Raw genomic sequence first — 25,077 nt, forward strand, 5'->3', positions numbered from 1 at the left:
TTTAGCTTCTGCCTGATGCATGTCACTGCATTGGCAGCTTGTGTTTGTGTTCTGGAGGTTTTATGTCTTTTTCATTTCGAATCTGGCGGTGCGCGGCCAGCGCGTTAGTCGCGAGCATGGTTTTCTCGGCGTGGAGCGCCGAGCCCTTGACGCTTCTTGAGGCGCAACTTTTAGCTGTAAATAGGTCACAGCAGTTGGCGGCGCAGGATGCAGGCGCGGTCGCCGTGCGCGAACAGGCGCTCGCCGCCGGTCAATTGCCAGATCCGGTCCTAAAGCTTGGGGTCGACAACCTACCGGCTAACGGGCCAGACCGATTTAGCGTCACACGCGACTTCATGACCATGCGGCGTATCGGTCTGTCGCAGGAAATCCCCCGCGCCGAGAAACGCCAGCTTCGGACTGAGCGGGTGGAGCGTGATGGGGACCGCATCCGCGCCCAGCGACGGGTGACGCTGGCCAATGTGCAGCGCGACACTGCCCTCGCCTGGCTGGACAGACACTACGCCCAAGCGCAACGCAACTTGCTGCAGCAACAAGTTGAAGAAGCGCGCTTGCAGGTGCAGGCCGCCGACAGTGCGTTTCGCAGTAACCGGGGCAGCCAGGCTGACGTTTTCGCGGCACGTGCTGCTGTCAGCATGCTACAAGACCGTCTCAGCCAAATTGACCGACAGTCACGCAATGCAGGCCTGATGCTGGGCCGCTGGGTCGGTGCCACCAACGCTGAACGTCCTACTTCGGGTTCGCCACCCTGGCAGGCAACGCCGCTCGAGGGCGCTCTCTCAAACGAGCAGCTCAAGCTTCATCCTGAATTAATGGCGATTGGCGCGGAAGTGGACGCGGCAGAGACGGAAGCCCGACTCGCGCAAGCCAACAAGAAATCCGACATAAGCGTTGAAGCCAGCTATGCGCAACGTGGTCCGGCGTATTCCAACATGCTGTCTTTTGGGATATCCATTCCCCTCCAGTGGGATCAGGCGAACCGGCAAGACCGTGAACTCAGCGCAAAGCTGGCCACGGTGAATGAAGCAAAAGCGCGCTATGAGGATGCGCTGCGCAGCTATGAAGCACAGGTCCAGAGCTGGCTGAGTGACTGGCAAACAGGCAAAGAGCGATTGCTCCGATATCGGGATGAATTGATTCCCCTCGCCCATCAACGTACGGAAGCGACCTTGACGGCTTATCGCACGGGAAAGGCTGATCTGGCCGCTGGGCTGTTAGCCCGACGCGATGAGATCGATGTCCGGCTGCAAGCCCTCGTACTGGAAATGGAGACGGCCCGCTCGTGGGCCCAACTGAACTTCCTCGTAGGCAACTCACAACCTGCAACCCCAGCCAAGGATCGACCATGAACAAGAAATATTTGATTGCTCCGTTGCTTGCGGCGGTCCTGATGGGCGGTGCTGGCTACGGCTTGTATGAGCTAGGCATAAAGCGCGGCAGCACTGCACCGGCAGCCAGTACCCAGGCCAACGCCGGGACCAGTCCCGCTGCAACCGAAGCCACTGCGGCTGTTCCTCAAAATGTTGCTGAAGGAGAGGACGCCACCCGAAGGCACATTGCTGCAGGTCTGAAAGCAGGCGACATGGACCCTGTGACTGGCAGCAAAATCCTTTACTACCACGACCCCATGGTGCCGGCCAGCAAGTTCGACAAGCCTGCAAAGTCCCCCTTCATGGACATGATGCTGGTCCCTGTGTATGGACAGGGTGCATCGGACCAGGGCAATGTAGTCATTAGCCCGCGCATTCAGCAGAATCTGGGGGTTCGCACCGTGTTGGTCACTGAAGGTACTTTGTCGCCCAATGTGTCTGCCGTCGGCAGCATCGCCTTCAATGAACGTGACCAAGCCATCGTGCAGGCCCGAGCGACTGGTTACGTCGAGCGCCTGCATGTCCGAGCCACCCTGGACCGTGTTTCCAAAGGACAGCCCTTGGTAGACCTTTATGTGCCCGACTGGGTCGCTGCACAGGAGGAATTTCTGGCTATCAAACGCATGCAGGGTAGCGACGTAGCCTCGCTGATAGACGGCGCTCGGCAACGCATGCGGCTGGCGGGCATGAGCGAAGATCAAATCAGTCGTGTGGAAACCAGCGGCCGTACGCAAGCCCGAATCACTTTAACTGCGCCTATTGGCGGCGTGGTGGTAGAGCTGCTTGCTCGTGACGGCATGACAGTCATGCCTGGAGCAACATTGTTTCGTATCAACGGCCTGTCTACCGTATGGGCCAATGCCGAGGTGCCCGAAAGCCAGGCGGCACTGGTGCGCCCTGGTGCGAAAGTGCAGGCGCGCAGCCCTGCGGCGCCCGGTACGACGTTTGACGGCAAAGTTCAGGCCATCCTGCCTGAGGTCAACCCGACTACCCGCACACTGAAAGCCAGACTGGAATTGGCCAACCCCGGCTCACGCCTGGTGCCTGGCATGTTTGTGTCTATGCAGTTCATGGACATGCGCGCCGACAAGGTCTTGCTTATTCCCACTGAAGCGGTCATCCAGACGGGCAAACGCACAGTGGTCATGCTGGCCGAGGAGAACGGACGCTTCAGACCCACAGACATTGAAGCCGGTATTGAAAGCGGTGGGCAGACTGAGGTCAAACGCGGCCTGCAGGTGGGCCAGCATGTCGTTGTGTCTTCGCAATTCCTGATTGACTCCGAAGCCAGTCTGAAAGGGGTGGAAAGCAGGCTCAACGAATTGCCAAACCCCGCCGCTGCGAACACGTCGCCCCGACATGAAGGCAAGGCCAAAATCGTTGCCATCAACAAAGATGCGATCACCTTGTCGCATGGAGCCATCCCCACCCTGAAGTGGGGTCCGATGACCATGGACTTCAAAACACTTCCGCCAAAGGACTTGCCCCGCAATCTGGAGCCCGGCGACCAGGTGAGTTTTGAGTTTTACATGGATGCAGAGGGCTTGCCCCAACTGACACGGGTCTCTCCGGCGAGTGCAGCGCCACCCGTCGCAGGAGCCAAAAAGTGATCGCCCGCCTGATTCGCTGGTCTATCGTCAACCGCTTTCTGGTGCTGCTGGCGACCTTGATGGTGGGGGCATGGGGCGTGTATTCGGTCATGCGCACACCGCTCGATGCGCTGCCGGACCTGTCAGATGTGCAGGTCATCATCCGCACGACTTATCCTGGACAGGCGCCACGCATTGTTGAGAACCAGGTGACCTATCCCCTGACTACCACCATGCTGTCGGTGCCAGGCGCAAAAACGGTACGCGGCTATTCCTTCTTTGGCGACTCGTTTGTGTACGTGCTGTTTGAAGATGGCACCGACCTGTACTGGGCGCGCTCCCGAGTGCTTGAATACCTCAACCAGGTGCAGTCGCGGTTGCCTGCTGCGGCCAAAGCCTCACTTGGCCCCGATGCCACAGGTGTCGGCTGGATCTACCAGTATTCGTTGATTGACCGCAGTGGCACACAAGACGCAGGACAACTGCGTGCGCTACAGGACTGGTTTTTGAAGTACGAACTCAAAACCGTCCCCAATGTGGCCGAGGTGGCGTCAATAGGCGGCATGGTCCGGCAGTACCAGATCGTGCTCGACCCTGAAAAGCTCGCCGCCTATGCCATTCCGCATACGCGCGTGGTCGAAGCCATCCAGAAAGCCAACCAGGAGGCTGGCGGCTCGGTGCTGGAACTGGGAGAGGCCGAATATGTGGTTCGCGCTTCAGGTTACCTGCAGAGCCTGGAAGACTTTCGTGCGGTGCCTTTGATGACAACACCCGGCGGTGTTTCGGTGCGCCTGGGCGATGTGGCGCGCATCCAGATCGGGCCAGAAATGCGCCGCGGCATTGGTGAGCTTGATGGCGAGGGCGAAGCCGTCGGCGGCGTGATCATCATGCGGTCCGGTAAAAACGCGCTTGAAACCATCGCCGCCGTCAAGGCCAAAATCCAGACCTTGCAGGCCAGCCTGCCCAGGGGCGTGGAGATCGTGCCGACCTACGACCGCTCCGGGCTGATCGAGCGTTCGGTGGAAAACCTCACGCACAAGCTGCTCGAAGAATTTCTGGTGGTCGCCGTGGTGTGCTTCATCTTCCTGTTCCATTTGCGCTCGGCCTTTGTCGCCATCATTTCGCTGCCGCTGGGCATTCTTGCCGCCTTCATCGTCATGCATTACCAGGGTGTCAACGCCAACATCATGTCGCTGGGCGGTATCGCCATTGCCATTGGCGCCATGGTGGACGCCGCGGTGGTGATGATCGAGAACGCCCACAAACACCTCGAGCACTGGAGCCATGAGAACCCGGGCGAAACGCTGCAGGGCGAGGCACGCTGGCGGGTGATAGGTGACGCTGCGGCTGAAGTGGGGCCTGCACTTTTTTTCTCGCTGCTCATCATCACGCTCTCGTTCATACCGGTGTTCACGCTGGAGGCGCAGGAAGGCCGTCTGTTTGCACCGCTGGCATTTACCAAGACCTATGCCATGGCGGCAGCCGCGGGCCTGTCGGTCACGCTGATCCCGGTGCTGATGGGTTACCTGATACGCGGGCGGATTCCTGATGAAAAATCCAACCCGCTGAACCGCCTGCTGATTGCGGCCTACCGCCCTCTGCTGGACATGGTGTTGCGTGCTCCGAAAATCACACTGGTGATTGCCGCGGTCGTCCTGGTTGTCAGCGTCTGGCCGTTGCAGCACATTGGTGGCGAGTTCATGCCGCGTCTGGATGAAGGCGACCTGCTCTACATGCCCTCCGCGCTGCCGGGCCTTTCTACCGGTAAGGCGAGTGAACTGCTGCAACAGACCGACCGCCTGATCAAGACGGTTCCGGAAGTCGCCAGCGTCTATGGCAAGGCCGGGCGGGCTGAAACAGCCACAGACCCTGCGCCCATGGAGATGTTTGAAACAACCATCCAGTTCAAGCCCAAAGACCAGTGGCGGGCAGGCATGACGCAGGACAAACTGGTCGATGAACTCGACCGCATCGTCAAGGTGCCCGGGCTGTCCAATATCTGGGTGCCACCCATCCGCAACCGCATCGACATGCTGGCCACGGGTATCAAAAGTCCGGTCGGCGTGAAGGTGGCCGGGACAGAACTGGCGACCATTGACCGCCTGACCGGGGAGATCGAGCGCGCACTGAAAGACGTGCCCGGTGTCTCCAGTGCACTGGCCGAACGGCTGACCGGTGGCCGTTATGTCGACATCAACATCAAGCGCGATGCGGCCGCCAGCTTTGGCCTGAACATCGCCGATGTGCAGTCTGTTGTCAGTTCTGCCATCGGTGGCGAAAACATCGGCGAAACCGTCGAAGGCTTGCAGCGCTTTCCCATCAACATGCGCTACCCCAGGGAACTGCGCGACTCGATAGAAAAATTGCGAAGCCTGCCTTTTGTGACAGAGCGTGGCCAGCGGCTGGTGCTGTCGGATGTGGCTGAGTTGCGCATTACCGATGGGCCGCCCATGCTGCGCAGCGAGAACGCCCGGCTTTCAGGCTGGGTCTATGTGGATATCCGGGGTCGCGACCTGCGCTCCGCCGTGCAGGACATGCAAACGGCCGTCGCCGGCAAGGTCAAGCTGCCGCCGGGCTATTCGATCTCTTGGTCGGGGCAGTTCGAGTTTCTTGAACGGGCAACTGCCAAGCTCAAGGTGGTGTTGCCGTTCACGCTGCTCATCATCTTTGTGCTGCTGTACCTAACCTTCAAACGCTTTGACGAGGCTGTTCTGATCATGGCAACACTTCCGTTTGCCTTGGTCGGGGGTATCTGGCTTCTTTACTTGCTGAGCTACAACCTGTCGGTTGCCGGTGCGGTGGGCTTCATCGCATTGGCGGGCGTTTCCGCCGAATTTGGAGTGATCATGCTGTTGTATCTAAAGACAGCCTGGAATGACAAGCTTGAACAAGGAAAGACGACGACGGATGATCTGCTGGAAGCTATTCGAGAGGGAGCAGTTTTGCGCGTACGCCCAAAAGCCATGACGGTCGCCGTCATTTTGGCGGGCCTGCTCCCGATCATGTGGGGCACAGGCACCGGCTCGGAAGTCATGCAGCGCATCGCGGCGCCCATGGTTGGCGGCATGATCACGGCACCCTTGTTGTCCATGTTCGTTATTCCCGCTGTGTATCTGCTGATGCGGCGGGCGCGTGAACGTCGGGCTGGCAGACAGTTTTCGGGCAAACCAACCCGCTCCGCTTGAACTATTCTCCAGACAGTTTTATCAACCACTCTCCAAAGGAGCTTTCCATGAAGAAAATCGCCATTGCTTGGCTCGTTCTAGCTACCGCGTCTGTCGTTTTTGCCCAGGAAAAGATGGGCGACATGAAGGGAATGGGCATGACTTCAAAACCTGCGGCCGGTGCCCAAACCACGCATGAGGCCAAAGGAACAGTCAAGAAAATCAACATGAAGACAGGTTACGTGATGATCGAACACGGGCCGGTCAACAGCCTGAGCTGGCCACCCATGACCATGAGTTTCAAGGTCAAAGACAAAGCCATGCTCGACAAGCTGGCTGTGGACAAGAAGATTGACTTTGGATTCGTCAAGGAAGGTGACGATTACGTCGTGAAAAAGCTTCATTGACGCAGACACCGACCGTTAGCCTTCGAAGCCTCGGCTGGATTGCGTCAATGTGCTGCGAAGGCCTGGTTCATTCAGTCGTGACAGTGCACAGATCAAATTGCGCCTTCAAAGGTAAACCGCTCAATAGCTATCGGATTATTTGGAAAATATCAGCGTGAATTTAGTGTTCTCTTCCAGCTCACTTGTCGCTATAACTTGCCCGCCATGAGCAGTCATGATGGCGCGCACAATTGCCAAACCCAGGCCTGCACCTCCGTCTAGGCGTGTACGACCTGAGTCAATCCGGAAAAAACGATCAAATATTCGCTCAATGTGAGCCGCAGGCACACCTTTACCTTGATTGGTCACAGACAAGGTAACGACACCGTGATCCTCGACTATCTCTACAAGAATTTTCGAGTTCGAATACGCATGACGTATTGCATTGCTTAGCAGGTTTGTAATGGCCCGCTGTACCAGCAGCCGATCCGCCCATACGGAGGCTCTTCCCCTTACCTCCATCAAAACCCTGTTCTCTTCCGCAATAAAAGCCAAATAGTCAACTACGCGGTGAGCCTCTTCGGAGAGCGCAAGTTGTTCACCATGGATGGGGTTCTCAAGCGCACCAGCGCTTGCAATAAGCAGCATGTCTGAAATCAGTCTTGACAGACGCTCAAGCTCCTCAATGTTGCCCTCCAGGACTTCCTGCAAATCGGCAACGTTTCGCTTCTTCGACAAGGCAACCTGCGTGCGACCAAGCAGGGTTGCAACCGGGGTGCGCATCTCATGAGCCAAGTCGCCGGAGAACTCATGGAGCTGACGATAACCCCGGTCAATACGTTGCAGCATGCCATTGAACTCTTTGGCCAGTTGAGCCAGCTCTGTGGGGAGAGAAGCCTCTGGCAGGCGTTGCCCGAGCGATTTTGCGCCAATGGAGGCAGCCAGTCGCTCAAAGCGACGCAAGGGACTCAGGGCTGTGCGTGCAATCAGCCATGCGCCAAGTGCCACGACCATCAGTAAAACAGGCAGGCCCACCGCAGTGGCCTTTGCGAAACCCGATAGCAGACTTTGATCATTTTCACGGTCAAGGGACAGGTAAAACCGCACAGCCCTTCCATCTGCAGTCATGGCGATGGCGCGCATGCTTCTCATGTCCTTACCGGAAGAAGTCGTCCAGTCAGCGATGGTCATCGAGCTGTCTGCATTCGTAGCCAATACAGTCAATGACTCACCTGCCAATGAAGAAAAGCTGGCGATGGGCTGATTGCTTTTGGGATCTGTCAGGGCCAAGTGCAAATCATCGTGCCCAATCAGCAAGTCACTGAACCGGTGCAGGTGCTGATTTACTGCTTGCGCTGTGGGAATTTCCTGCAGAACGTGCGCAAGCGAATCGCGTTTTCCTTGAAGCTCTTCATAAGAACGGGCATCCAGCTGCTTTGCCAAAGCCCAAAAAGCCACCGCAATCGCACCACTGACAACAATCAGGCCAAAGCATGTACTGGCCAGCGCTATGTGCGTTGCGAGCGAATTTTTCAAAAACCGATGGCGGATGTACCGGCGCATATTAATTGCGATCTTCGAGAACGTATCCCACCCCGCGAACGGTGTGAATCAGTTTGACCTCAAAAGGGTCATCAATTTTGATACGCAAGCGTCGTATTGCCACTTCCACCACGTTGGTGTCCGACTCAAAATGAATATCCCAGACAAGCGATGCGATCTGCGTGCGTGACAAAACTTGACCAACCCGCTGGGCGAGAAGGGTCAGCAGTGCAAACTCTCTGGCTGACAGATCAATGCGCTGACCGGCGCGAGTTGCGCGGTGACGGATAGAGTCGATTTCCAGATCGGCAGTTTGCAAGATCTGTCCAGTAGCTACGGACTGTCCACGTTTTAAGAGCGTCCTGACTCTTGCCAGCAATTCGGGAAACTGAAATGGTTTGACAAGATAGTCATCCGCCCCCAAATCAAAGCCTCGGACCTTGTCATCTGTCGTCCCTCTGGCCGAAAGCATCAGGACCGGCACCTGCCGGGAGGTACGGAGCGCCGACAGTAAGGCGAAGCCGTCAATTCCGGGCAGCATGACATCCAGAATGACAAGACTGTGGTCACCAGTGACAGCCAGATGCAGTCCGTCCGTTCCCGTATGCGCAACTTCAACGACATAACCGCTCTCGGACAGGCCCTGACGCAGGTAGTCGGCGGCTTTGGGCTCGTCTTCAACCACAAGAATTTTCAAAGAAGCACCCAGGAAGTTAGATGACAGATTTGTAATAAACGGGTAAGCGTGGCGTACCTCGCATTTTTCTACAGTAGAACCGTGATGCAAAGGTTGCATCGCAGTCAACCCATCGTTGGGTTGGCACTTTGCAAGCAGTAAAAAGGAGTTTCATCATGATGGTTCGTCAATCAATGTTCGCTATCGCCCTGATCGGTGCCATTGCAACCCCGGCATTTGCAAACAGCCCTGTTCACATTGTGAGCGGCGAGAAGGCATTCGAATTTCACAACATGCCAAGTACGAAAACACGTGCGGAAGTAATGGGCGAACTCGCAGAAGCGCGCAGAAATCCGTTTACGGCGGATGGTGGCAAGCTGGTTGCCGGCGGCCTGCTTTATTCTTTCCCACAACACAGCCTAGAGTTCAGGGATGGAAAAGCGGTCCATACCGACAAACTTTCCCACGAAGTCACCGCAAAGCCAGACTTGACGATGAGCGCTGATGAGCGGCGCGCTCAATATCGCCAGAATGCCTTCTGAACCAGCTTGGGGAAGAGCGCAGAAACGCTCTCTTCCTCGGTAAAGAGTTGAAGTCAAAGTAGATCCGCCGAAGGCTAAACAGCCGGTTGCGAATTTTCTTTGTGCGATGGCTCGTGTGCAGTGAAGTTGCAGCCATCTTCCGTATGGGCACAAGCAACGAGTTCACACTGAAATGTGGTGTGAAATACATTGAAGCGCTCGGCCAGAACTCCCTTTAACTTGTTGATTAATGCACCGGTCGCCACCTCGGGAGCGTGCACAACATGTGCTGTCAAACTGTTCTTCCCGCTGGTAAGTACCCAGACATGCAGATCATGAATGCCAGTGACTCCCTCAACGTCCAACATGGCTTGCGTTACCTCGTCGGGTTCTACGCCAGCTGGCGTGCCTTCGAGCAGGATATTCAAGCTCTCCTTGAGCAAAATCCAGGTGCGAGGCAACACCCATAGACCAATACCTACCGCAATCAAGGTATCGACCCAGGCCCAGCCCGTGAAACGAATGACGACAGCGCCGACAATCACGCCAAGAGAGCCGAGCATATCGCTCCAGACCTCCAGATAGGCACCTTTGAGGTTGAGGCTTGACTCCTTTCCACCGCTGAGCATCCTCATGCTGATGAGGTTGATGATCAGTCCTAAAGTGGCGATAACAAGCATCCCAGTCGTCTGAATTTCGGCGGGACTGCGAAAGCGCTGATAGGCCTCGTAGAGGATATAGATCGCCACTCCGAACAACAACAGAGCATTGAATGTCGCCGCAAGGATTTCAAACCGGTGATATCCAAAGCTGCGGCGGGCATCTGCCGGTCGGCGCGCAACACGGATGGCAGCCAAGGCAATCCCCAGCGCCGCGGCATCCGTAAACATATGAGCTGCATCGGCAAGCAGCGCGAGACTGTTAAGCAAAATCCCGGCAACCGCCTCCGCAAGCAGAAATGTTGAGGTAAGCGCAAAAGCAATCCACAAAGTGGTTTCTTTTTTGTTTTCGGGGATGGCATGGGAATGACCTTCACTCATATCCGGGTCCTTTGAGAAAATAAATTGCAATCAGGCCGATTTGGCGAAAACTCAGGTTTGTGACTGGCCACAGTTCGGGCAAAATTTCGTACCTGCAACCACTTTCGTATTGCAAGAACTACAGGCTGCAGGCATCAATGATTTGCCGCACTGCGCACAGAATTTCGCACCAGGTGCATTCAGACCTGAGCATGCGGGGCAAGATATGCCGCCACCTCCGGACGGGGGCGCTGGCACCGGTGGTGGGGGTGGGCTGCGATAGTCGTCATCGCGGTAGCCACCATGTCGGCCTCCCCCGTGTCCACTGCGGTGACCACCATGATGGCCTGAGTTCATGGTCGAGAAGAGTTTGTCCAGAAAGCCCATAGATTTCTCCTTGAAATAGATACGTGTCGATAAGTTTTAGTCACGTGTGGCCTTGGCGGCTGGCGTGTCTGAGATCCGTTTCACACTCTTGCCAGTCAGCTTTCTCCAGCCAGGCACATAGGGGAGCAAGAGAGTGCCGAGCAATAGCAGGCTGGACAGCACTGCCAGCACATACATCCCAAATGCAGCAGCCATTCCCACTGCGGCTGTGGCCCACAAGGTGGCTGCCGTAGTAAGCCCTGCGATGCCAGCTTTTTCCTTGAAGATCACGCCTGCACCGATAAATCCGATGCCTGAGACGACTTGCGCTGCGATGCGCGTCGGATCGCCTCCGCCGTGTGTGGAGATGAGACTGAAAGCGCAAGCTCCCATGGAGGTGGCCATGTAAGTTCTGATGCCGGCATCGCTGTCACTACGCTGACGTTCCCACCCTATGACACCGCCAAGAAGTGCCGCCAGAAGTATGCGGAAGGCATAAAGAAGCTCGTTCGCGACATCCATACTTGTTCAGGCTCTCTCTTGAGGCGATAGTGATAGGAATACGCGCAAGTCATACAACAGGCACCGCTGACACCACATCCATCACATAAACCCAGCCGGAGTTGGGACGGCCTGTTTTGGCAGAGGCGACGATGATCTTTACCAACTCATCCACGTGATCTTCAGAACAATGGAGCTCCAGCTTGTATTCGTCGATGATTTCGTCGCCAAGCTCGACCGAAAAGCGGCGCTCGCCCTCGTCCAGCGGGACCAGAGATCCCTTAACCATATAAGCCGTCAGGTTGTGTTCGTCGTCCCCGACGGAAGTCCAGGCCACCGAGTTTTTGAGTGCGCTGATGACTTCAGCGACACGGTTGCGATGGATATAAGCCTTGATTTCTTTCATGATGCCGCTCTTTCTGCTGCAATGGATGTCTCGGTGTGCCTTCTCGCTCTGCGTTCAGCCCGTAACTCGGACCATTCGTACAAAAGAGGAAGCAAAAGCAGAGTCAGCGCAGTGGAGGTAAACAATCCACCCACCACGACCGTGGCCAGCGGTCGCTGGGTTTCCGCCCCTACACCTGTCGACAACAACATGGGTATCAAACCCAGGATGGCGACCGATGCAGTCATCAGCACCGGACGCAAGCGCAGCTCCGCTCCACGCCTGACCGCATCTCGTACAGACAGTCCTTGGCGCCGCTGGTCATTCAAGAATGACACCATGACGATGCCGTTCAGCATGGCTACCCCGAACACGGCAATAAAGCCGATGGCCGACGGCACCGACAAATACTGTCCGCTGACGAACAGGCCCACGATCCCGCCGATGATGGCGAATGGCACGTTGGCAATGATCAGGGTTGCATGGCGAACCGAATTAAATGCCGTGTACAGCAGCATGAAAATCAGGCCGATGGTCAACGGCACGATGACCGCAAGCCTGGCCATGGCGCGTTGCTGGTTCTCGAACGCACCACCCCATTCCACCCAATAACCGGGAGGAAGCTTGACTTGTTCCTTGATTTTGAGGTTCGCTTCCTTGACAAAGCTGTCCACATCCCGTCCCTTGACATCCAGTTGCAGGACTGAGTAGCGCTGCAGCGACTCTCAGCGAACAAACGAATAGCCTTCGGCAAGCTCAATGCTGGCTACCTGTGAGAACGGAACCAGCGCACCTTCGCTGGTACGAATAGGGATGGCGCCAATAGAGGCCGGGTCAGCCCTGAATCCGTCCGATAGCCGCACCGCAATATCAAACCGCTTGGTGCCATCAATCAGTGTGGAAACCGCCTCTCCGCCAATGCCGGCCTTCACAAGTTCGAGGATTTCATCGGCATTGATGCCAAACCGCGCTGCGGCCTCCCGATTCACCTTGATGACGAGCTGGGGTTTGCCCTTGTTGGCTTCGGCTGCCAGGTCGGCCGCGCCAGGCACCTTGTCCAGTACACCTTTCAATTGACCTGTCAGGCGATCAAGCGTTTCCAGATCCTGGCCATAGAGTTTCAGGGCCAAAGTGGCACGTACGCCTGAAATCAGCTCCTCTACGCGAGACTGGATGGGCTGCGTGGCACTGAACACCGCGGTGGGGACCACTTTTTCAAGTGCCTCCTGCATGTCCGACGCCAACTTGGCATAGGTGATTTTCTCGGGCCAGTCAGACTGCGGCTTGGTGTCGAGGTTGACTTCCATGTAGTTCACGTCAGAGGTCTCGCCGCCTTCTGCGCGTCCAATGGTCGCCAATACAGAGCGCACCTGGGGAAACTGCTTGTGCAGCTCTGCGCTGACCACGTTGGATACACGGATGGATTCGTCCAGCGACGCTGAAGGAATGCCTGTGACGCGGAACTGAATGGTGCCCTCCTGCAATTGCGGCATGAATTCTTTTCCCAGGAATGGGAACAGCGCCAGGGCGGCCACGAGCAGCGCCAGCGCCGAACCCACCACCAGCTTCTTGCGTTCAAGCGCCCAGTCGAGAAGTGGCAGGTAAGCGCGCTTTGCGTGACGCACTAAAAAGGTGTCACGCTCTTCCTTGGGTTTCAGAATCAGGACTGCCAGAACTGGCACCAGGGTCAGAGACAGCAACAAGGAACCGGCCATCGCAAACGTGATGGTGTAGGCCATGGGTTTGAACAGCTTGCCTTCGAGCCCGGTCAGCGAAAACAGCGGCATGAAGACCACGATGATGATCATGATGGCGAAGGCAATCGGGTTCATCACCTCGCGTGCGGCTTCCAGGATCAAATGGGTTTTGTTGATCGGTTTGCCTGACTCCTTGTTCTCCTCCCTGGCATGGGCCAGCAGGCGAAAGGCGTTTTCCACCATCACCACAGCGCCGTCCACCATCATTCCGGTTCCGATGGCAAGGCCGGCCAGCGACATCAGGTTGGCCGAAATACCAAACTGCTGCATCAGGATGAAAGCGATCAGCATGGCCATCGGCAGTGTGACCACGACCACGATGGCCGAGCGGAACTCCCCCAAGAACAGGAACAGGATGATGGCCACCAGGATCGCACCTTCAACCAGTGAGCTTTCCGCAGTTTTGAGCGCCTTGCCCACCAGCTCCGCCCGGTCATAAACCGGTACCAGGGTCATACCCTGAGGCAACGCTGCCTGAGCGACTGCCAGCTTGGCTTTGACGGCATCGACGACGCTCTTGGCGTTCTCATTCACGCGCGCCAGTGCAATTCCGAGCACGGCCTCCTTGCCGTCGCGGGTCACAGCGCCAAACCGGGGCGCTGGGGCCTCCTTGACCTGAGCCACATCGCGCACATAGATGGGAGCGCCGCCGCGCTCGGCCACCACGATCCCGCCAATGTCTGTGGTGCTGGCCACCAGACCCAGTCCGCGCACCAGGTATTGCTCCGCTCCGACGTTGATGGACTGACCGCCAACCTGCTTGTTATTGGCGGTGATGCGTTCCATCACCTGTTTGAAGGACAAGCCGAATTTGATGAGCTGGCGCGGATCGACCTGTACCTGGTACTGTTTGACGTTGCCTCCCCAGGAGGTCACGTCATCAACGCCTGGCGCGGTGCGCAGAAGCAAGCGGACGTTCCAGTCGTGGGTCGTGCGCAGATCCATGGTGGACAACTGTTTGTCTGCCGATTCAACGGTGTACCAGAACACCTGGCCCAGACCCGAACTGTTGGGGCCCAAAACCGGCTCACCATAGCCTTGTGGCAAACGTCCTTTGGCTTCCTGGAGCTTTTCTCCGACCAGGCGGCGGGCGAAGTAGATATTGACCTTGTCTTTGAACGTGATGCTCACAGAGGACAGGCCGAACAGCGAGACCGAGCGAACCTGCTCGACGCCAGGCAGGCCTGCCATGGCGCCTTCGATGGGCTGGGTGAGCAGTTTTTCGACGTCTTCTGCCGCCAGACCGGGCGATTCGGTCACCACATTGACCTGTATGGGTGTCACGTCCGGGAAGGCATCCACCGGAACCTGACGGAAAGCCTGTACGCCCAGACCGATGACGATCAGAAAGGCGACCAGGACGAGTACTTTGTAACGCAGCGAAGCGTCAACGATGGCATTGAGCATGGTGTGGGTGTCCCGCTCAGTGGGTATCGCCGATTTGCGACTTCATCAGGCGCGCCTTGAGCGCATAGGCGCCGGCAGTCACTACCTGCTCCTTGGCTTTGAGACCGGACTTGATCACGGTCCGGCCAGAAAGCTTTTCTCCCGTCTCAATGGCACGTGCTTCAAACCCACCATGTTCGGCAACAAAGATGGAGGGCTGCCCCTGCAGAAGAAGGATCGCAGTGTCCGGCACCGAGATGGCCTCCAGTTGCCCGCCGGTTGAAATGCTGGCGTTGGCGAACATTTCCGGCTTGAGACGGCCGTCCTTGTTGGCGACCTCGATACGCGCTGCGATGGTCCGGCTGTCCTTGTCCAGCACATTGGCAATGTAGGCCACCCGGCCACTGAAGCGTTCACCCGGATAAGCACCTACGGTCACCGTGGCGGCCGCGCCGGTCTTGACTTTTGCCAGCAGGTCATCGGTCAGATTGGCTTCGATCCAGACTCTGGAAAGATCCGCAATGGTGAAGATGGCATCGCTGGGCGTTCCCAGTTCGCCTATCGTTGCTTTCTTCTGGATGACGGTTCCAGCAAATGGCGCGCTTAGCGCAAAACTGGATTCGGCACGTGTTCCCACAGCGGCAGAACCTCCGAGCAGGCGCAGGCGGTCCCGCGCGGCGCGGGATTCGGCACTTGCCCGCTCCAACTCGCCCCGGGCGCGCAGCAACTCTTTCTGCGGAATGATTTCCTCGGCGCTCAGGGATTCCGCTCGCTTGAAGTCCGCCTGTGCAACCCGTTCAGAAGACTGGGCGCGTAGCAGCGCCGACTGTGCTTCCCCAACAGCCAGGCTGTCCATGACTGCCAGCGCCTGACCAGCCCGTACCTGGTCACCCAAATTGGCAGAGACGCTCACGATGCGGCCCTCTACCCGAGGTGCAATTTTCGCAATACGGTCCTGGTTGGGACGAATGGTGGCCGTGACATTGACCACATCATCAAACGTTCGGGGAGCGGCCTCTTCGATCTTGATGCCTGCCCGCTCCTGTTCTTCTGGCGTGAGTTTCAGGCCTTTTTCTTCTTTGGCCGCCTCACCTTTGGCTTCCTGCGCGGCAGGCTCGGTCCCTTTGGCAGACTTATCCCCGCATCCCCCCAAAACGAGCAGGATGGCGAGCAATACAGACGCGCCAGTCAGGCGGCGCAAGCTGGAAGTATGGGTAAATTTAAAGGTGTTCATGGTCAATCTCATTCTTTGGGCCAACCCGCTTCGAGCTCCAGGGCTGCGCGGGTACTGTGGTATTCGGAAAGTGCTTCGATCAGGTCTCGGCGAGCGTCCAGCGCCTGACGGTTGACGACGATCAGCTCCAGCAGGCCGATCTGCCCGGCCTGGCGGGACTTGACCGAGAGGCTGAGGTTTTCAGTTAACGCTGGCAGCACAACGTCCTGCAGGCGGCGCACGCGCTGCTCCTGACTGGAAAGTCGTGACCACAGAGCGATTACGTTGGCTCTCACATCCCGCTGAGCAGCCTCCCGCTCTATCTGTGCCTGGGTGGCTTCGCTGGAGGCCTGACCAATGCCGGTCGCATTTCGTTTGAACAGCGGTAGCGGCACAGACACTGAAATGGTGGTGAGCCGCTCGCGGGCGCCACTGGAGCCCTCCCGCCCCACGTTCAAACCGACTGTCACGTCGGGATAAACACTGGCGCGTTCCAGCCGATACCGGGCGTTGGCGCTTTTTTCGCGTGCCGTCAGAGCAAGTAAACGAGGCTGAGCGTCCAAGCTGTTCAGCAAGTCGTTCAGTACAAAACCCAAGGCTTGCGGACTCAACTCCCCTTGTGCCTGCGGTAGGGAGGGGCCTACAAGCTGCAGGCGGGACGCCAGTTCGTTGCGCTCTTCATGCAGCTGTTCTTGTGCCTGCGCCAGTTGGTTGCGTGCGCGCTCCGCTTCCACCATCGCGACGTTGGCATCAAGCTTGGTGTCTTCACCAGCCTTGCGGCGCTTTTGGACGGCAAGGGCGGCATCGTCAAACAGCTTGAGCGCCTGTGTTTCGAGGTCCACGCGCTGCTGCAATGCCAGTACACGGTAAAAGCGTGCGGAAATATCACTGCGAATTTGCCGTTGGGTATCGACGATTTCATACCGGAGGGCATCCAGGGCCGACGCAGCCGTCTCTCGCCGAAAGCCGCCTTGGCCACCTGTTTCAAAAGCTTGGGACAGACCGCCGTTCCACTCGTTTCGGCGCTCCGGGCTCATACCTGCCTGCGGCACGGTGCGCCGGGTCTTGTCTACCGATATCTGCGGGTTGTTGAATAGCAGGGACCTGGCATCGGTATTGAAGCCCTCTGCGGCAGAGAGCTGCGCTTGCTTGGCGCGTAAAGCCGGGTTGGCCAGTGCGGCCCTGGCCTGCGCTTCAGGCAGGGTGATCCGCGCCAGTTCCGTCGTTGGCGTGACTGCAGCGCTGACGGTTGGGGTGACCTGGCCAAAGCCGGGAGCAGATATAAAAAACAGTGTGCAGGCAAGCGCCAGCATGTTCGGTCGCATCGAATTCTCCTAGTTGCGAAAACCAAGGGGGAGAATCCGGCGGAAAGCTTGCTACCGAAGGGTAGCTAAAAATTGGGGAGCGTTCTCGCCGGATTTAGACGGCGAGACTCCAGTTGGGACGTTCGATCACATCCGGCACCCTGAACCGCATTGGGCGCATCTCGGTCGAAACGTCCATCGACGGCATGGCAATGGACAGGTTTAACAGGCTGCTCGGAGGTGGCTGGGCGCACCCGCTGTGGCAATAGCCGCAGTCCGGATCGCAGCCGCCCGCAAAAGAGACCGAAGAGTCAGTGCTTGCGCTAGAGGCTTTGTGCACATGCGCGTGATGCCCAAAGTGGCTGACCTGGTCACCTTTTTCGTGGGTGCAATAACCCGCCGCCGCCCCCCAGGCAAACTGGAAAGGCAGAAAAACTATGAAAAAGATGATGAGATAGCGACGCACAGATAAAGTGTATCAGCGCCCTGCGACCAGGGAGTTAAAGCGGGTGAGCCTGGGCGTCATCAATTCGCTGATGAATAAACGTTCGATCATTGGCGCACCGTATTTTTCTGGAGCCTCAGGTTATATCCAACGCTCACCAAGATAATGAGCAGGATCAAAACCTGGGCGCCTAGGGTTTGAAGCGAAGGGTAGACGCCCAGGGCGTCGATGCGAGGAATCAGGACTGGTGTGTTTTCCAGAAGCCCAACTTTCTGCAAGGCCGCAACACCTTTGCCCATGAGGACGACAGCGAGTACGCCAACGAGTGCAGAGCTGTAAACAAAGAACTGACTGATGGGCAGCTTTGCCGACGATCGCAACAAAAGCCATGCAACACCGCCCAGAATCACCAGGCCAGATCCCAAGCCTGCGAGCAGATAGATGCCGTTGTCCTGTGTCCAGAGGGCGGCGTAAAACAGGACGGTTTCGAAAACCTCACGATAGACAGTGATGAAGGAAAGCAGAAACAGCATCATGGCGGACTTGCGGTTCAGCGCCGACGACAGCTTTTGTTTGACGTAAGCCTGCCAGCGCCCGGCCATGCTCTTCTGGTGCATCCAGACGCCGACCGCCAGCAAGACGACGGAAGCGAAGATGGCTGAAAAACCTTCTGTCATCTCCCTGCTGGCGCCACTCAGTTCCACCAGATAGGTGGCGATACCCCAGGTCAGGCCGCCAGCCGCCAGGGCCGAGATCCAGCCCGCATGCACGTACGGAAGCACATCGGCTCTGTCCGCCTTTTTCAGAAAAGCCAGTATCGCCACCACCACCAGCAGGGCTTCCAGGCCCTCACGTAGCAGGATGGTCAAGGCGCCGAGATATGTGGACAACGGATCGTTTGCTGCGCCCAGGGCTGACTGACCGTCCGTGAGCAAAACCTGCAAGCGTTTCTCAATCGCCCGAGCCTGGGCTACCTGTCCTGCCGAAACAGCGTTACGAAACGCGCCCATGTTTTTTTCGATGTCTTCAAACAGTGGACGATTTTTAGCAGCCAATGCAGGCTCGACTGGTTCGAACCCATCCAGGTAAGCAGACAGGGCCAGACGAAGCGCGGCCGGTGTATCACCCTTGTCCATCGCGATAAGGCTGGCTTTCAGTTTGTCCTTGGCGATCACAAGACTCTCTGCGCTCTGTGCGCTCAGGCTATCGGGTGTACTTCTCAGATAGGCTGTCATCTGTCTCGCGTTATCCGCACCGACCGTCTTGGCCAACGCCACTTCCGAGCTCTCGCTCAATTTGGACAACGTCGGAATGGCGGCACGAAGCTCGGGACGAGAACTCCAAAGTCGCGCACCTTCCTGGCGGTCACGGTCTGTATAGGACAGCGTCGAAGCAAAATAGGCAATATTCCAGCGCTCGTCGTCCGACAGTTCTGTGAAACTCCGCATGGACGTCCCCTTGACCCCTTGCGTGATGATTTGCTGCAGAGCGAAAACACTGCGCTCTCTGGCGCGGTCATGATCGGATAACGCAATAGGGGGTGGGCTCAGCTTTGAAGCCAAGGGGCCATCAGCGTGTCCCGAGACGCCATGACAGGCTGCGCATTGGCTTTGATAAAGTTGCGCGCCTTGCTGGAGATCGGGCAGTTTGGCTGGTGACATCGGCACCGGGTAGGACAACAGCAAACTGCTGGACAGGCTGTGCGCGAGATCGCTGACAGTTGGAGACGCGGCTTTGGAGGCAATACTGGCTTTCAGGGTTGCCGCGTTTTTCAACAGTTCAGGTTTGGCGGGGACCGCCGGCAGTTCAGCCAATTGAGTTTCGGCCGCCTGCGCAAACTCCTGCATTTCCTTGTATTCACTTTCACTGACCGCCTTGCCGTCCTTCACGGCTTTCCCATAATCGACGGCAATGTAATCCAGCAACTGCCAAATCTGCTTGGCCTGATTCTGGACGGCAAGATCCTGGGCTTGAGCCCACGGCCCTGCGAAAAAGCAGGCCGCGAAGGTCAAGCATGCCCAGAATGCTTTTGAAAGAGACTGTGGATACATGGCCGTTTTCACAAGGAAAGATGGTTGTTTGATTGGCTAGAAGCTGCTCAGGCGTGTTTGACGCGCAATTGGCGGGTCAACCGCTTTAACCTGGACCAGAGCCGACTGCAGCCTGCTTTTTTATCCGAAGCAGGCGAAGACCATTTCCCACCACCAGCAAACTCGCGCCCATGTCTGCGAACACCGCCATCCACATCGTCGCGGTGCCAAATACGGCCATGACCAGGAACACTGACTTGATGCCCAGGGCAAGCGTGATGTTCTGCCAGAGAATTGAATGGGTACGCTTGGACAGATGCACCGTTTCAGCCACGCGCTCCAGGTTGTCGTTCATGATGACGACATCAGCAGCTTCCATCGCAGTATCGGTACCCGCACCACCCATGGCGAACCCTACATCTGCCTGTGCAAGCGCGGGTGCATCATTAATGCCGTCTCCCGTCATGCCCGTCGCGCCGTAGCGTTTTTGCATGTCCTTGATGGCTTCCAGCTTGGCCTCAGGCAAAAGATCACCACGCGCGTCATCGATTCCTGCCTCGCTGGCGATTGCCTTGGCCGTTGCGCTGTTGTCACCGGTCAGCATGACCGTCGTAACCCCCAGGGCCTTCAGATCCGCAATCGCTTTGCGGGAAGTTTCCTTGATGGTGTCAGCTACCGCGAACAAAGCCAACACCTCCTTGCCGTTGGCCAGCAAAGTCACCGTGCGCCCCTGTTTTTCGTGGGTTGCCAGCTCTGCCTTCAACTCGGTTGATGACAGGCCGTTTTCCTCCATGAGCCGGTGGTTACCCATCAGCAGTGTTTGACCATCAACAGTTCCCTGCACACCTCGGCCCGGAATGGCTTTGAAGTCCTGGACGTCGCTGACCTGCTGTTCCAGACTCGTCGCGATAGCTTTGGAAACTGGATGATCAGACCGGGAGGCCAGGCTGGCGGCGGCGCGTTTTGAGGTGGCTTCATCCGCATTTCCCCATATCCGCGAATCCACCAGCTTGGGTTTTCCTTCGGTAATAGTCCCCGTTTTATCCAGCGCGATGGCTTTCAAAAGCCGGGCGTCTTCAAGATAGGTGCCACCCTTGATCAGGATGCCACGGCGGGCGGCCGCCGACAGGCCGCTCACCACCGTTACAGGGGTAGAGATCACCAAAGCGCACGGACAAGCAATCACCAGCAACACCAGCGCTTTGTAAAGTGCCTCTTGCCAGGTCAGGCTCAAAAGAAATGGGGTAAGCACTGCGACCGCGACTGCAATCGCGAAGACGGCAGGCGTGTAGATGGCGGCGAATTTATCCACGAATCGCTGGGTCGGTGCGCGCGTGCCCTGCGCTTGTTCCACGGCGTGAATGATCCTGGCGAGCGTGGTGTTGTTCGCAGCAGCGGTGACGCGAATTTCCAGTTCACCTGTCTCATTGATAGTTCCAGCAAACACCTGGTCGCCCGGAGCCTTGTCGACAGGAATACTTTCACCCGTGATAGGGGCCTGGTTGATGGCACCATTGCCCTTGACCACCACCCCATCAAGGGGCACCCGTTCACCGGGCTTGATGCGAACCGTCGACTCCAGCGGTACTGCGGTGACAGCGGTCATGGCCCATGAGCCATCCGCAGAGAGCATGAGCGCTTCTTCTGGCGCCATCTCAAGCAGGCCCTTGATGGAGTTTCTGGCGCGGTCGACAGCCTTGGCCTCAATCAGTTCGGCGATGGCATACAAGGCCATCACCATGGCCGCTTCAGGCCATTGCCCGATCAAAAACGCGCCCGTTACAGCGACAGCCATCAAGGCGTTGATATTGAGCTTGCCGTGGATCAGCGCGCCCATCCCTTTTTTGTAGGTGTCGATGCCGGCCAGCCAGATCGCGATGGCCGCGATGGCCATGCCGCCAATCTTCCATCCCATGCCCTCGGGAGCGAAATATGAAATGGACTCTGCGCCGATGGCAAGCACCAGCGCAGCGACAAGTCGGTAAACACCTCCGCCGACACCACTTTCGTGCTCGTGTTCGTTGTCGCCGTCGGTTTCAACATCTGTCGCGGGTCTACCGGCTGGCTGGACAGGGAGTGGATCAAAACCTGCCTTGCGGATGGCGTCCAGGGCCAACGGGAGTGCGCTATCCGACGCATCGATCTTCAAAGTTCTTGCGCCAAGCTGGAATCCCAGGGAACGAATGCCAGAGATAGGCTCCAGAGCACGCCGTATCTCGGACTCTTCAGAACTGCAGTCCATGGTGGCGATGCGAAACAGGTTGCCATCTGCAACATGTGGGGTGGCAACCGTGCCAACCGCAGGGGTTGGGGTGCAGCATGCCTTGGATCCGCAAGAATCCGCAGATGGGGAAAGCGTATTTTCTGGTTTCATGGCTTAATTAGAAACCTTGTAGCGACCTTAAGGTCAAGTCGGTACTGCTGTTGCCCCTTCAAATACACCAGGTTTGGTCAAAAACAGCGCATTTCCCCAGGAGTCCATATGAAAATTGGTGAACTTGCCCATGCTGCTGGGACGCAAAGCGAGACCATTCGCTATTACGAGCGCGCTGGTCTTTTGCCAGAGGCGGACCGAACAGAGGCCAATTACCGGGTCTACCATCCCAGTCATATTCAGCGCTTGGCGTTTATTCGTCATTGCCGTTCACTGGACATGACCCTCGATGAGATCCAGACGCTTCTCCAGTTCAAGGATGCGCCAGAAGAAAACTGTGAGCAGGTCAACGCACTTCTGGATGAGCACATCGGGCACGTGGCCACCCGCATCAACGAGCTCAAGATCCTGCAAAAAGATTTGAAAGCTTTGCGGGAGCAGTGCACAAGTGACCGCATCGCCTCGGAGTGTGGAATTCTGAACCGCCTAGAAGAGGTTGCCAAACATCCTCAGGAGCAGGGGATTGATCGAAATCACCTTGTTCACGTTCACGGTGTTCACCAGAGAATGACCGGCACCAAGGCGAGAAGTTCAACCCCTACAAAGTAGCCTCGATACCAAGCCTGCTACTCTGGCCTGGACGAACATTCCACTATTTGAGTTCGGAAATCTCCTCCGTCACCACGCTCAAAACTTTGTTGACGGCTGCTTCATCGGACGTGAGCAAGTAGGCGAGCGTCAACAAGGTCAGGGGATGAACCCCCAGTACCTGAGCTAGGTCATCGATCTTGCTCAGCGTCGGAGACTTCATGCTTCGCTCCAGGGTGCTGACATAGGTTCGACTGGAAGCCAGGCTGAAATCTTCCTGACTCAAACCCTTAGATTTGCGAATGGCTTTGAGCGCTCTGGCAAAGTTGTTGGTCGACTTGGAGGCATTGGACATCCCCTCCGATTAATCAGCAATGACTCTTATAGGACTACAATCCATAGTGTTCATTTATTGCACCCATGTTCATTACTCGCGACGCTTATCAATCCCCAGTTGCAGCCCTTTTTTTGGGGAATGGAGAAGCCGGATGGTCAGCTACCGAGCTGGCGCTTCAACAAACATGGTTCCTGGTACTCCTCGAAGAATCAGATCCTGTCAATGATCCTGATTTTTATTGCAACCGTACCGTGCTGCTGTTTGATTTTCAGAGTGTCGAGCAGTTCATCCTGCTGGGCCAGGACAGCAATGTGCGACTGAAGTCAGTCCATATCGTCACGCCTGGGCATGTCAACGGCAGTGATAGTTGGAAAATGGATCAGCTGCGTGCGGTCTGGCAAGGCAGGGAACCAGTCGATGAGTATGAAATTCCCATGGATATTTTTGAAACCGTTTGCGGCAAGAAATATCCGGCCTCTTTCTCGGTTTTGTCCAATGACGAATTGGCTGCCGAGACGCTCAAGTTTGAGTTTTCACATTAACTAGCCGCTTCTGATGGTTGACTATCCAACCCACTCAGGCGTGCCATCGGATTTTGCTCTGGGGCACATGTCCTCCCATCGGCCACCAATAACTTTAAATGCTCAGACGGTAAGGAATGAAGCTGCAACAGAGATAAGTTTCATAGCCGCCCTGCAGGATCCGGTTCTTGCACCCATGCTTTCACCCTTGCGTTACATCAGCCTGCTTGGCATGGATGTTGAAACGCTTGCCCGAAATGCAGGGGTCTCCGTTGGCGCGCTAACCCATACGCCGGGTAGTGCCGCTATCCAAAGCCATTTGAGAAACAACCTTCGAGTGATCAAAGCCGCCTATGACGCATCCGGCGGAGACCTGGCGAAATCCCTTCGTTGGTTTCGAGCAGAGCCACTGCAGGCGTTCGGTCAAAAGACGGCAGAGCAAGCGGTCTCAAATGGCCAGGCGGATGACGTTGTTCGCCTGATTGACTCTCTATACGCTGGCGCTGCAGGCTAGGTGGCAAGGGACCTGAAATGAGCTTCGTGTCACGCCCCGGCACAAATGTCGACAACGATGAACTACTGTTGGTGATGGCCAGTTCCGCCGAACTTATGGAGGCAGGACTCGATATGCAGTTGATGGACGCGGTACTTCTTCCAACCTCCGTAGCTGGTGAGGCAAACGTCAACAACGATTTGGCGCCCAGAATCATGATTGGGCGGCTCAGGACTGTGAAAGCAGAAACTGAAGATGACGTGAAATCGCAGCTTTTTTACCTAAAACAGGCATTACATGCTATCCGTCAAATGTCCCAGGAGGAGGTGGCAGCGCTCCTGCAGAATTTGTGGTCACCGATTTATAAACAAGAGCAGGAGCCCGGGCCGCTTGGCGCTAGTCCTTAGGTAGGACCCACGACGGATATTTGCCGAAAAGTGGCGACAACGAGCTAGCGATATGGTTTTGTCAATTTGCCATCCGGCGTCAAAATGCCAGCTGCCTTCATAAGCTCTGCTGCTGCCGCACCGGACATTTTCGGAAAAACGAATTTAGGGTTGCGACCTGAAATGGCTAATTGCACCGTGCGGCTCGCAATGACGTCCTTCAGTGCCTGTCTGCGTTTTGTGCTGGGTGTGAGGCGCTTTTTAGTAGCGGTCTTTGCAACGGAGTTCTTCGACATGCGATGAGTGTGCCAGAGGCTGCTCTTGGAGGCTAGCCAAAACCATGTCATCTATGACAGCTGCACGGATATTCTGTCTATGTACGGCGCCTGCCCGTTACTCTTGCCAGTCGTAAAACTTGAGTTCAACACCACCGCAATTTTCGATATCTATGCCGCGATAGATGCCGATTAGGCCGCTCGTATTGGTCAGGGGTGTTAAGCCTCCTTGTTTGAGAATATTCAGCTCAATGCCACTCCTGACTGTCTCTCCGGCGTATTCATCGGATTATTACTTTGGTGGTCGCAATGTGGCGTTGTTGGAACTGGGATTGAGAAGTTGGTTTGAGGGTAAACGGCCGAGTATCCCGTCTTGATCGGATGACCGGTTCCGCGTGGCCGATGCATTGATCATGGCCGTGCGGCGCCGGGGAAAACCCATGGAGCTA

Annotated in this window: 22 protein-coding genes and 1 pseudogene; 10 read left to right on the forward strand and 13 right to left on the reverse strand. The window is 56.8% G+C overall.

The features are described from left to right. Positions 1 to 62: 62 nt before the first annotated feature. From HYX42_RS19930 to HYX42_RS19945, 4 genes are read left to right on the forward strand one after another with little or no spacing between them, the layout of a single operon-like run. Positions 63 to 1,349, forward strand: a complete 1,287-nt coding sequence (locus tag HYX42_RS19930) for a TolC family protein (RefSeq protein WP_293406413.1) — start codon at positions 63 to 65, stop codon at positions 1,347 to 1,349. Further along, a complete protein-coding gene (locus tag HYX42_RS19935; protein ID WP_293406414.1) occupies positions 1,346 to 2,980 on the forward strand; it encodes an efflux RND transporter periplasmic adaptor subunit in 1,635 nt (544 codons plus the stop codon). Before HYX42_RS19930 ends, HYX42_RS19935 begins: the two co-directional genes overlap by 4 nt. Further along, complete coding sequence (locus HYX42_RS19940; protein ID WP_293406416.1) at positions 2,977 to 6,144, forward strand: efflux RND transporter permease subunit; 3,168 nt, start codon at positions 2,977 to 2,979, stop codon at positions 6,142 to 6,144. The genes HYX42_RS19935 and HYX42_RS19940 overlap by 4 nt, the downstream gene beginning before the upstream one ends. 47 nt (positions 6,145 to 6,191) lie before the next feature. Next, positions 6,192 to 6,530 carry a copper-binding protein gene (locus tag HYX42_RS19945; protein WP_293406418.1) on the forward strand — a complete coding sequence of 113 codons (339 nt, stop codon included), beginning with the start codon at positions 6,192 to 6,194 and terminating at the stop codon, positions 6,528 to 6,530. Positions 6,531 to 6,665: 135 nt separating this feature from the next. Here HYX42_RS19945 and HYX42_RS19950 read toward each other — a convergent pair whose 3' ends face one another. Together HYX42_RS19950 and HYX42_RS19955 are read right to left on the reverse strand one after the other, a co-directional pair. Next, positions 6,666 to 8,045: a heavy metal sensor histidine kinase gene (locus HYX42_RS19950; RefSeq protein WP_293406420.1), complete on the reverse strand. Its 1,380-nt coding sequence runs from the start codon at positions 8,043 to 8,045 to the stop codon at positions 6,666 to 6,668. 28 nt (positions 8,046 to 8,073) lie between these two features. Then, a complete protein-coding gene (locus tag HYX42_RS19955; protein ID WP_293406818.1) occupies positions 8,074 to 8,748 on the reverse strand; it encodes a heavy metal response regulator transcription factor in 675 nt (224 codons plus the stop codon). 155 nt (positions 8,749 to 8,903) lie between these two features. Between HYX42_RS19955 and HYX42_RS19960 the strand changes: the two genes are divergently transcribed. Next, positions 8,904 to 9,269: a DUF4148 domain-containing protein gene (locus HYX42_RS19960; RefSeq protein WP_293406422.1), complete on the forward strand. Its 366-nt coding sequence runs from the start codon at positions 8,904 to 8,906 to the stop codon at positions 9,267 to 9,269. Between the two features lie 74 nt (positions 9,270 to 9,343). Here the strand turns inward: HYX42_RS19960 and HYX42_RS19965 are convergent, their stop codons facing one another. From HYX42_RS19965 to HYX42_RS19995, 7 genes and pseudogenes are all read right to left on the reverse strand, one after another. Continuing rightward, positions 9,344 to 10,288, reverse strand: coding sequence for a cation diffusion facilitator family transporter (locus tag HYX42_RS19965; RefSeq protein ID WP_293406424.1), 945 nt, complete (start codon positions 10,286 to 10,288; stop codon positions 9,344 to 9,346). Positions 10,289 to 10,339: 51 nt separating this feature from the next. After that, positions 10,340 to 10,654, reverse strand: coding sequence for a zinc ribbon domain-containing protein (locus HYX42_RS19970; protein ID WP_366931169.1), 315 nt, complete (start codon positions 10,652 to 10,654; stop codon positions 10,340 to 10,342). 36 nt (positions 10,655 to 10,690) lie between these two features. After that, complete coding sequence (locus HYX42_RS19975) at positions 10,691 to 11,155, reverse strand: MgtC/SapB family protein (RefSeq protein ID WP_293406426.1); 465 nt, start codon at positions 11,153 to 11,155, stop codon at positions 10,691 to 10,693. A 49-nt stretch (positions 11,156 to 11,204) separates the two neighbouring features. Next, complete coding sequence (locus HYX42_RS19980; protein ID WP_293406428.1) at positions 11,205 to 11,540, reverse strand: P-II family nitrogen regulator; 336 nt, start codon at positions 11,538 to 11,540, stop codon at positions 11,205 to 11,207. Beyond that, positions 11,537 to 14,683, reverse strand: a pseudogene (locus HYX42_RS19985) (CusA/CzcA family heavy metal efflux RND transporter). Before HYX42_RS19985 ends, HYX42_RS19980 begins: the two are co-directional and overlap by 4 nt. 16 nt (positions 14,684 to 14,699) lie before the next feature. Continuing rightward, the gene (locus HYX42_RS19990) at positions 14,700 to 15,896 is read right to left on the reverse strand and encodes an efflux RND transporter periplasmic adaptor subunit (RefSeq protein WP_293406430.1); all 1,197 of its coding nucleotides are present in this window, start codon (positions 15,894 to 15,896) and stop codon (positions 14,700 to 14,702) included. Between the two features lie 8 nt (positions 15,897 to 15,904). Next, entirely contained in the window at positions 15,905 to 17,200 is a 1,296-nt protein-coding gene (locus tag HYX42_RS19995; RefSeq protein WP_293406432.1) for a TolC family protein, read from the reverse strand. 113 nt (positions 17,201 to 17,313) lie between these two features. Between HYX42_RS19995 and HYX42_RS20000 the strand changes: the two genes are divergently transcribed. Beyond that, the gene (locus HYX42_RS20000) at positions 17,314 to 17,448 is read left to right on the forward strand and encodes a hypothetical protein (protein ID WP_293406434.1); all 135 of its coding nucleotides are present in this window, start codon (positions 17,314 to 17,316) and stop codon (positions 17,446 to 17,448) included. Between the two features lie 283 nt (positions 17,449 to 17,731). On the opposite strand, the gene HYX42_RS20005 is transcribed toward HYX42_RS20000, so the two are convergent. Together HYX42_RS20005 and HYX42_RS20010 are read right to left on the reverse strand one after the other, a co-directional pair. Continuing rightward, positions 17,732 to 19,675, reverse strand: a complete 1,944-nt coding sequence (locus HYX42_RS20005) for a cytochrome c/FTR1 family iron permease (RefSeq protein WP_293406436.1) — start codon at positions 19,673 to 19,675, stop codon at positions 17,732 to 17,734. A gap of 85 nt (positions 19,676 to 19,760) precedes the next feature. Next, on the reverse strand, positions 19,761 to 22,028 hold the full coding sequence (locus tag HYX42_RS20010; protein ID WP_293406438.1) for a cation-translocating P-type ATPase: 2,268 nt from the start codon (positions 22,026 to 22,028) through the stop codon (positions 19,761 to 19,763). A gap of 108 nt (positions 22,029 to 22,136) precedes the next feature. Between HYX42_RS20010 and cadR the strand changes: the two genes are divergently transcribed. After that, positions 22,137 to 22,637, forward strand: coding sequence for a Cd(II)/Pb(II)-responsive transcriptional regulator (cadR, locus tag HYX42_RS20015; protein WP_293406440.1), 501 nt, complete (start codon positions 22,137 to 22,139; stop codon positions 22,635 to 22,637). 43 nt (positions 22,638 to 22,680) lie between these two features. On the opposite strand, the gene HYX42_RS20020 is transcribed toward cadR, so the two are convergent. Continuing rightward, positions 22,681 to 22,971, reverse strand: a complete 291-nt coding sequence (locus HYX42_RS20020; RefSeq protein WP_293406442.1) for a helix-turn-helix transcriptional regulator — start codon at positions 22,969 to 22,971, stop codon at positions 22,681 to 22,683. A gap of 65 nt (positions 22,972 to 23,036) precedes the next feature. On the opposite strand from HYX42_RS20020, the gene HYX42_RS20025 reads away from it, so the two are divergent. Genes HYX42_RS20025 through HYX42_RS20035 form a run of 3 tightly spaced genes read left to right on the forward strand, consistent with a single transcriptional unit; the run spans position 23,037 to position 24,374 of the window. Beyond that, positions 23,037 to 23,495, forward strand: coding sequence for a hypothetical protein (locus HYX42_RS20025; protein WP_293406444.1), 459 nt, complete (start codon positions 23,037 to 23,039; stop codon positions 23,493 to 23,495). Positions 23,496 to 23,508: 13 nt separating this feature from the next. Next, a complete protein-coding gene (locus HYX42_RS20030; protein ID WP_293406446.1) occupies positions 23,509 to 23,988 on the forward strand; it encodes a DUF2384 domain-containing protein in 480 nt (159 codons plus the stop codon). Positions 23,989 to 24,005: 17 nt separating this feature from the next. Then, positions 24,006 to 24,374 (forward strand): hypothetical protein, encoded by a 369-nt coding sequence (locus tag HYX42_RS20035; RefSeq protein ID WP_293406448.1) that lies wholly within the window; start codon positions 24,006 to 24,008, stop codon positions 24,372 to 24,374. 44 nt (positions 24,375 to 24,418) lie between these two features. Here the strand turns inward: HYX42_RS20035 and HYX42_RS20040 are convergent, their stop codons facing one another. Continuing rightward, positions 24,419 to 24,649: a hypothetical protein gene (locus HYX42_RS20040; protein ID WP_293406450.1), complete on the reverse strand. Its 231-nt coding sequence runs from the start codon at positions 24,647 to 24,649 to the stop codon at positions 24,419 to 24,421. Positions 24,650 to 25,077: the final 428 nt, after the last annotated feature.

It is taken from the genome of Polaromonas sp. (genome assembly GCF_016185115.1).
Lineage (GTDB): Bacteria > Pseudomonadota > Gammaproteobacteria > Burkholderiales > Burkholderiaceae_C > Polaromonas.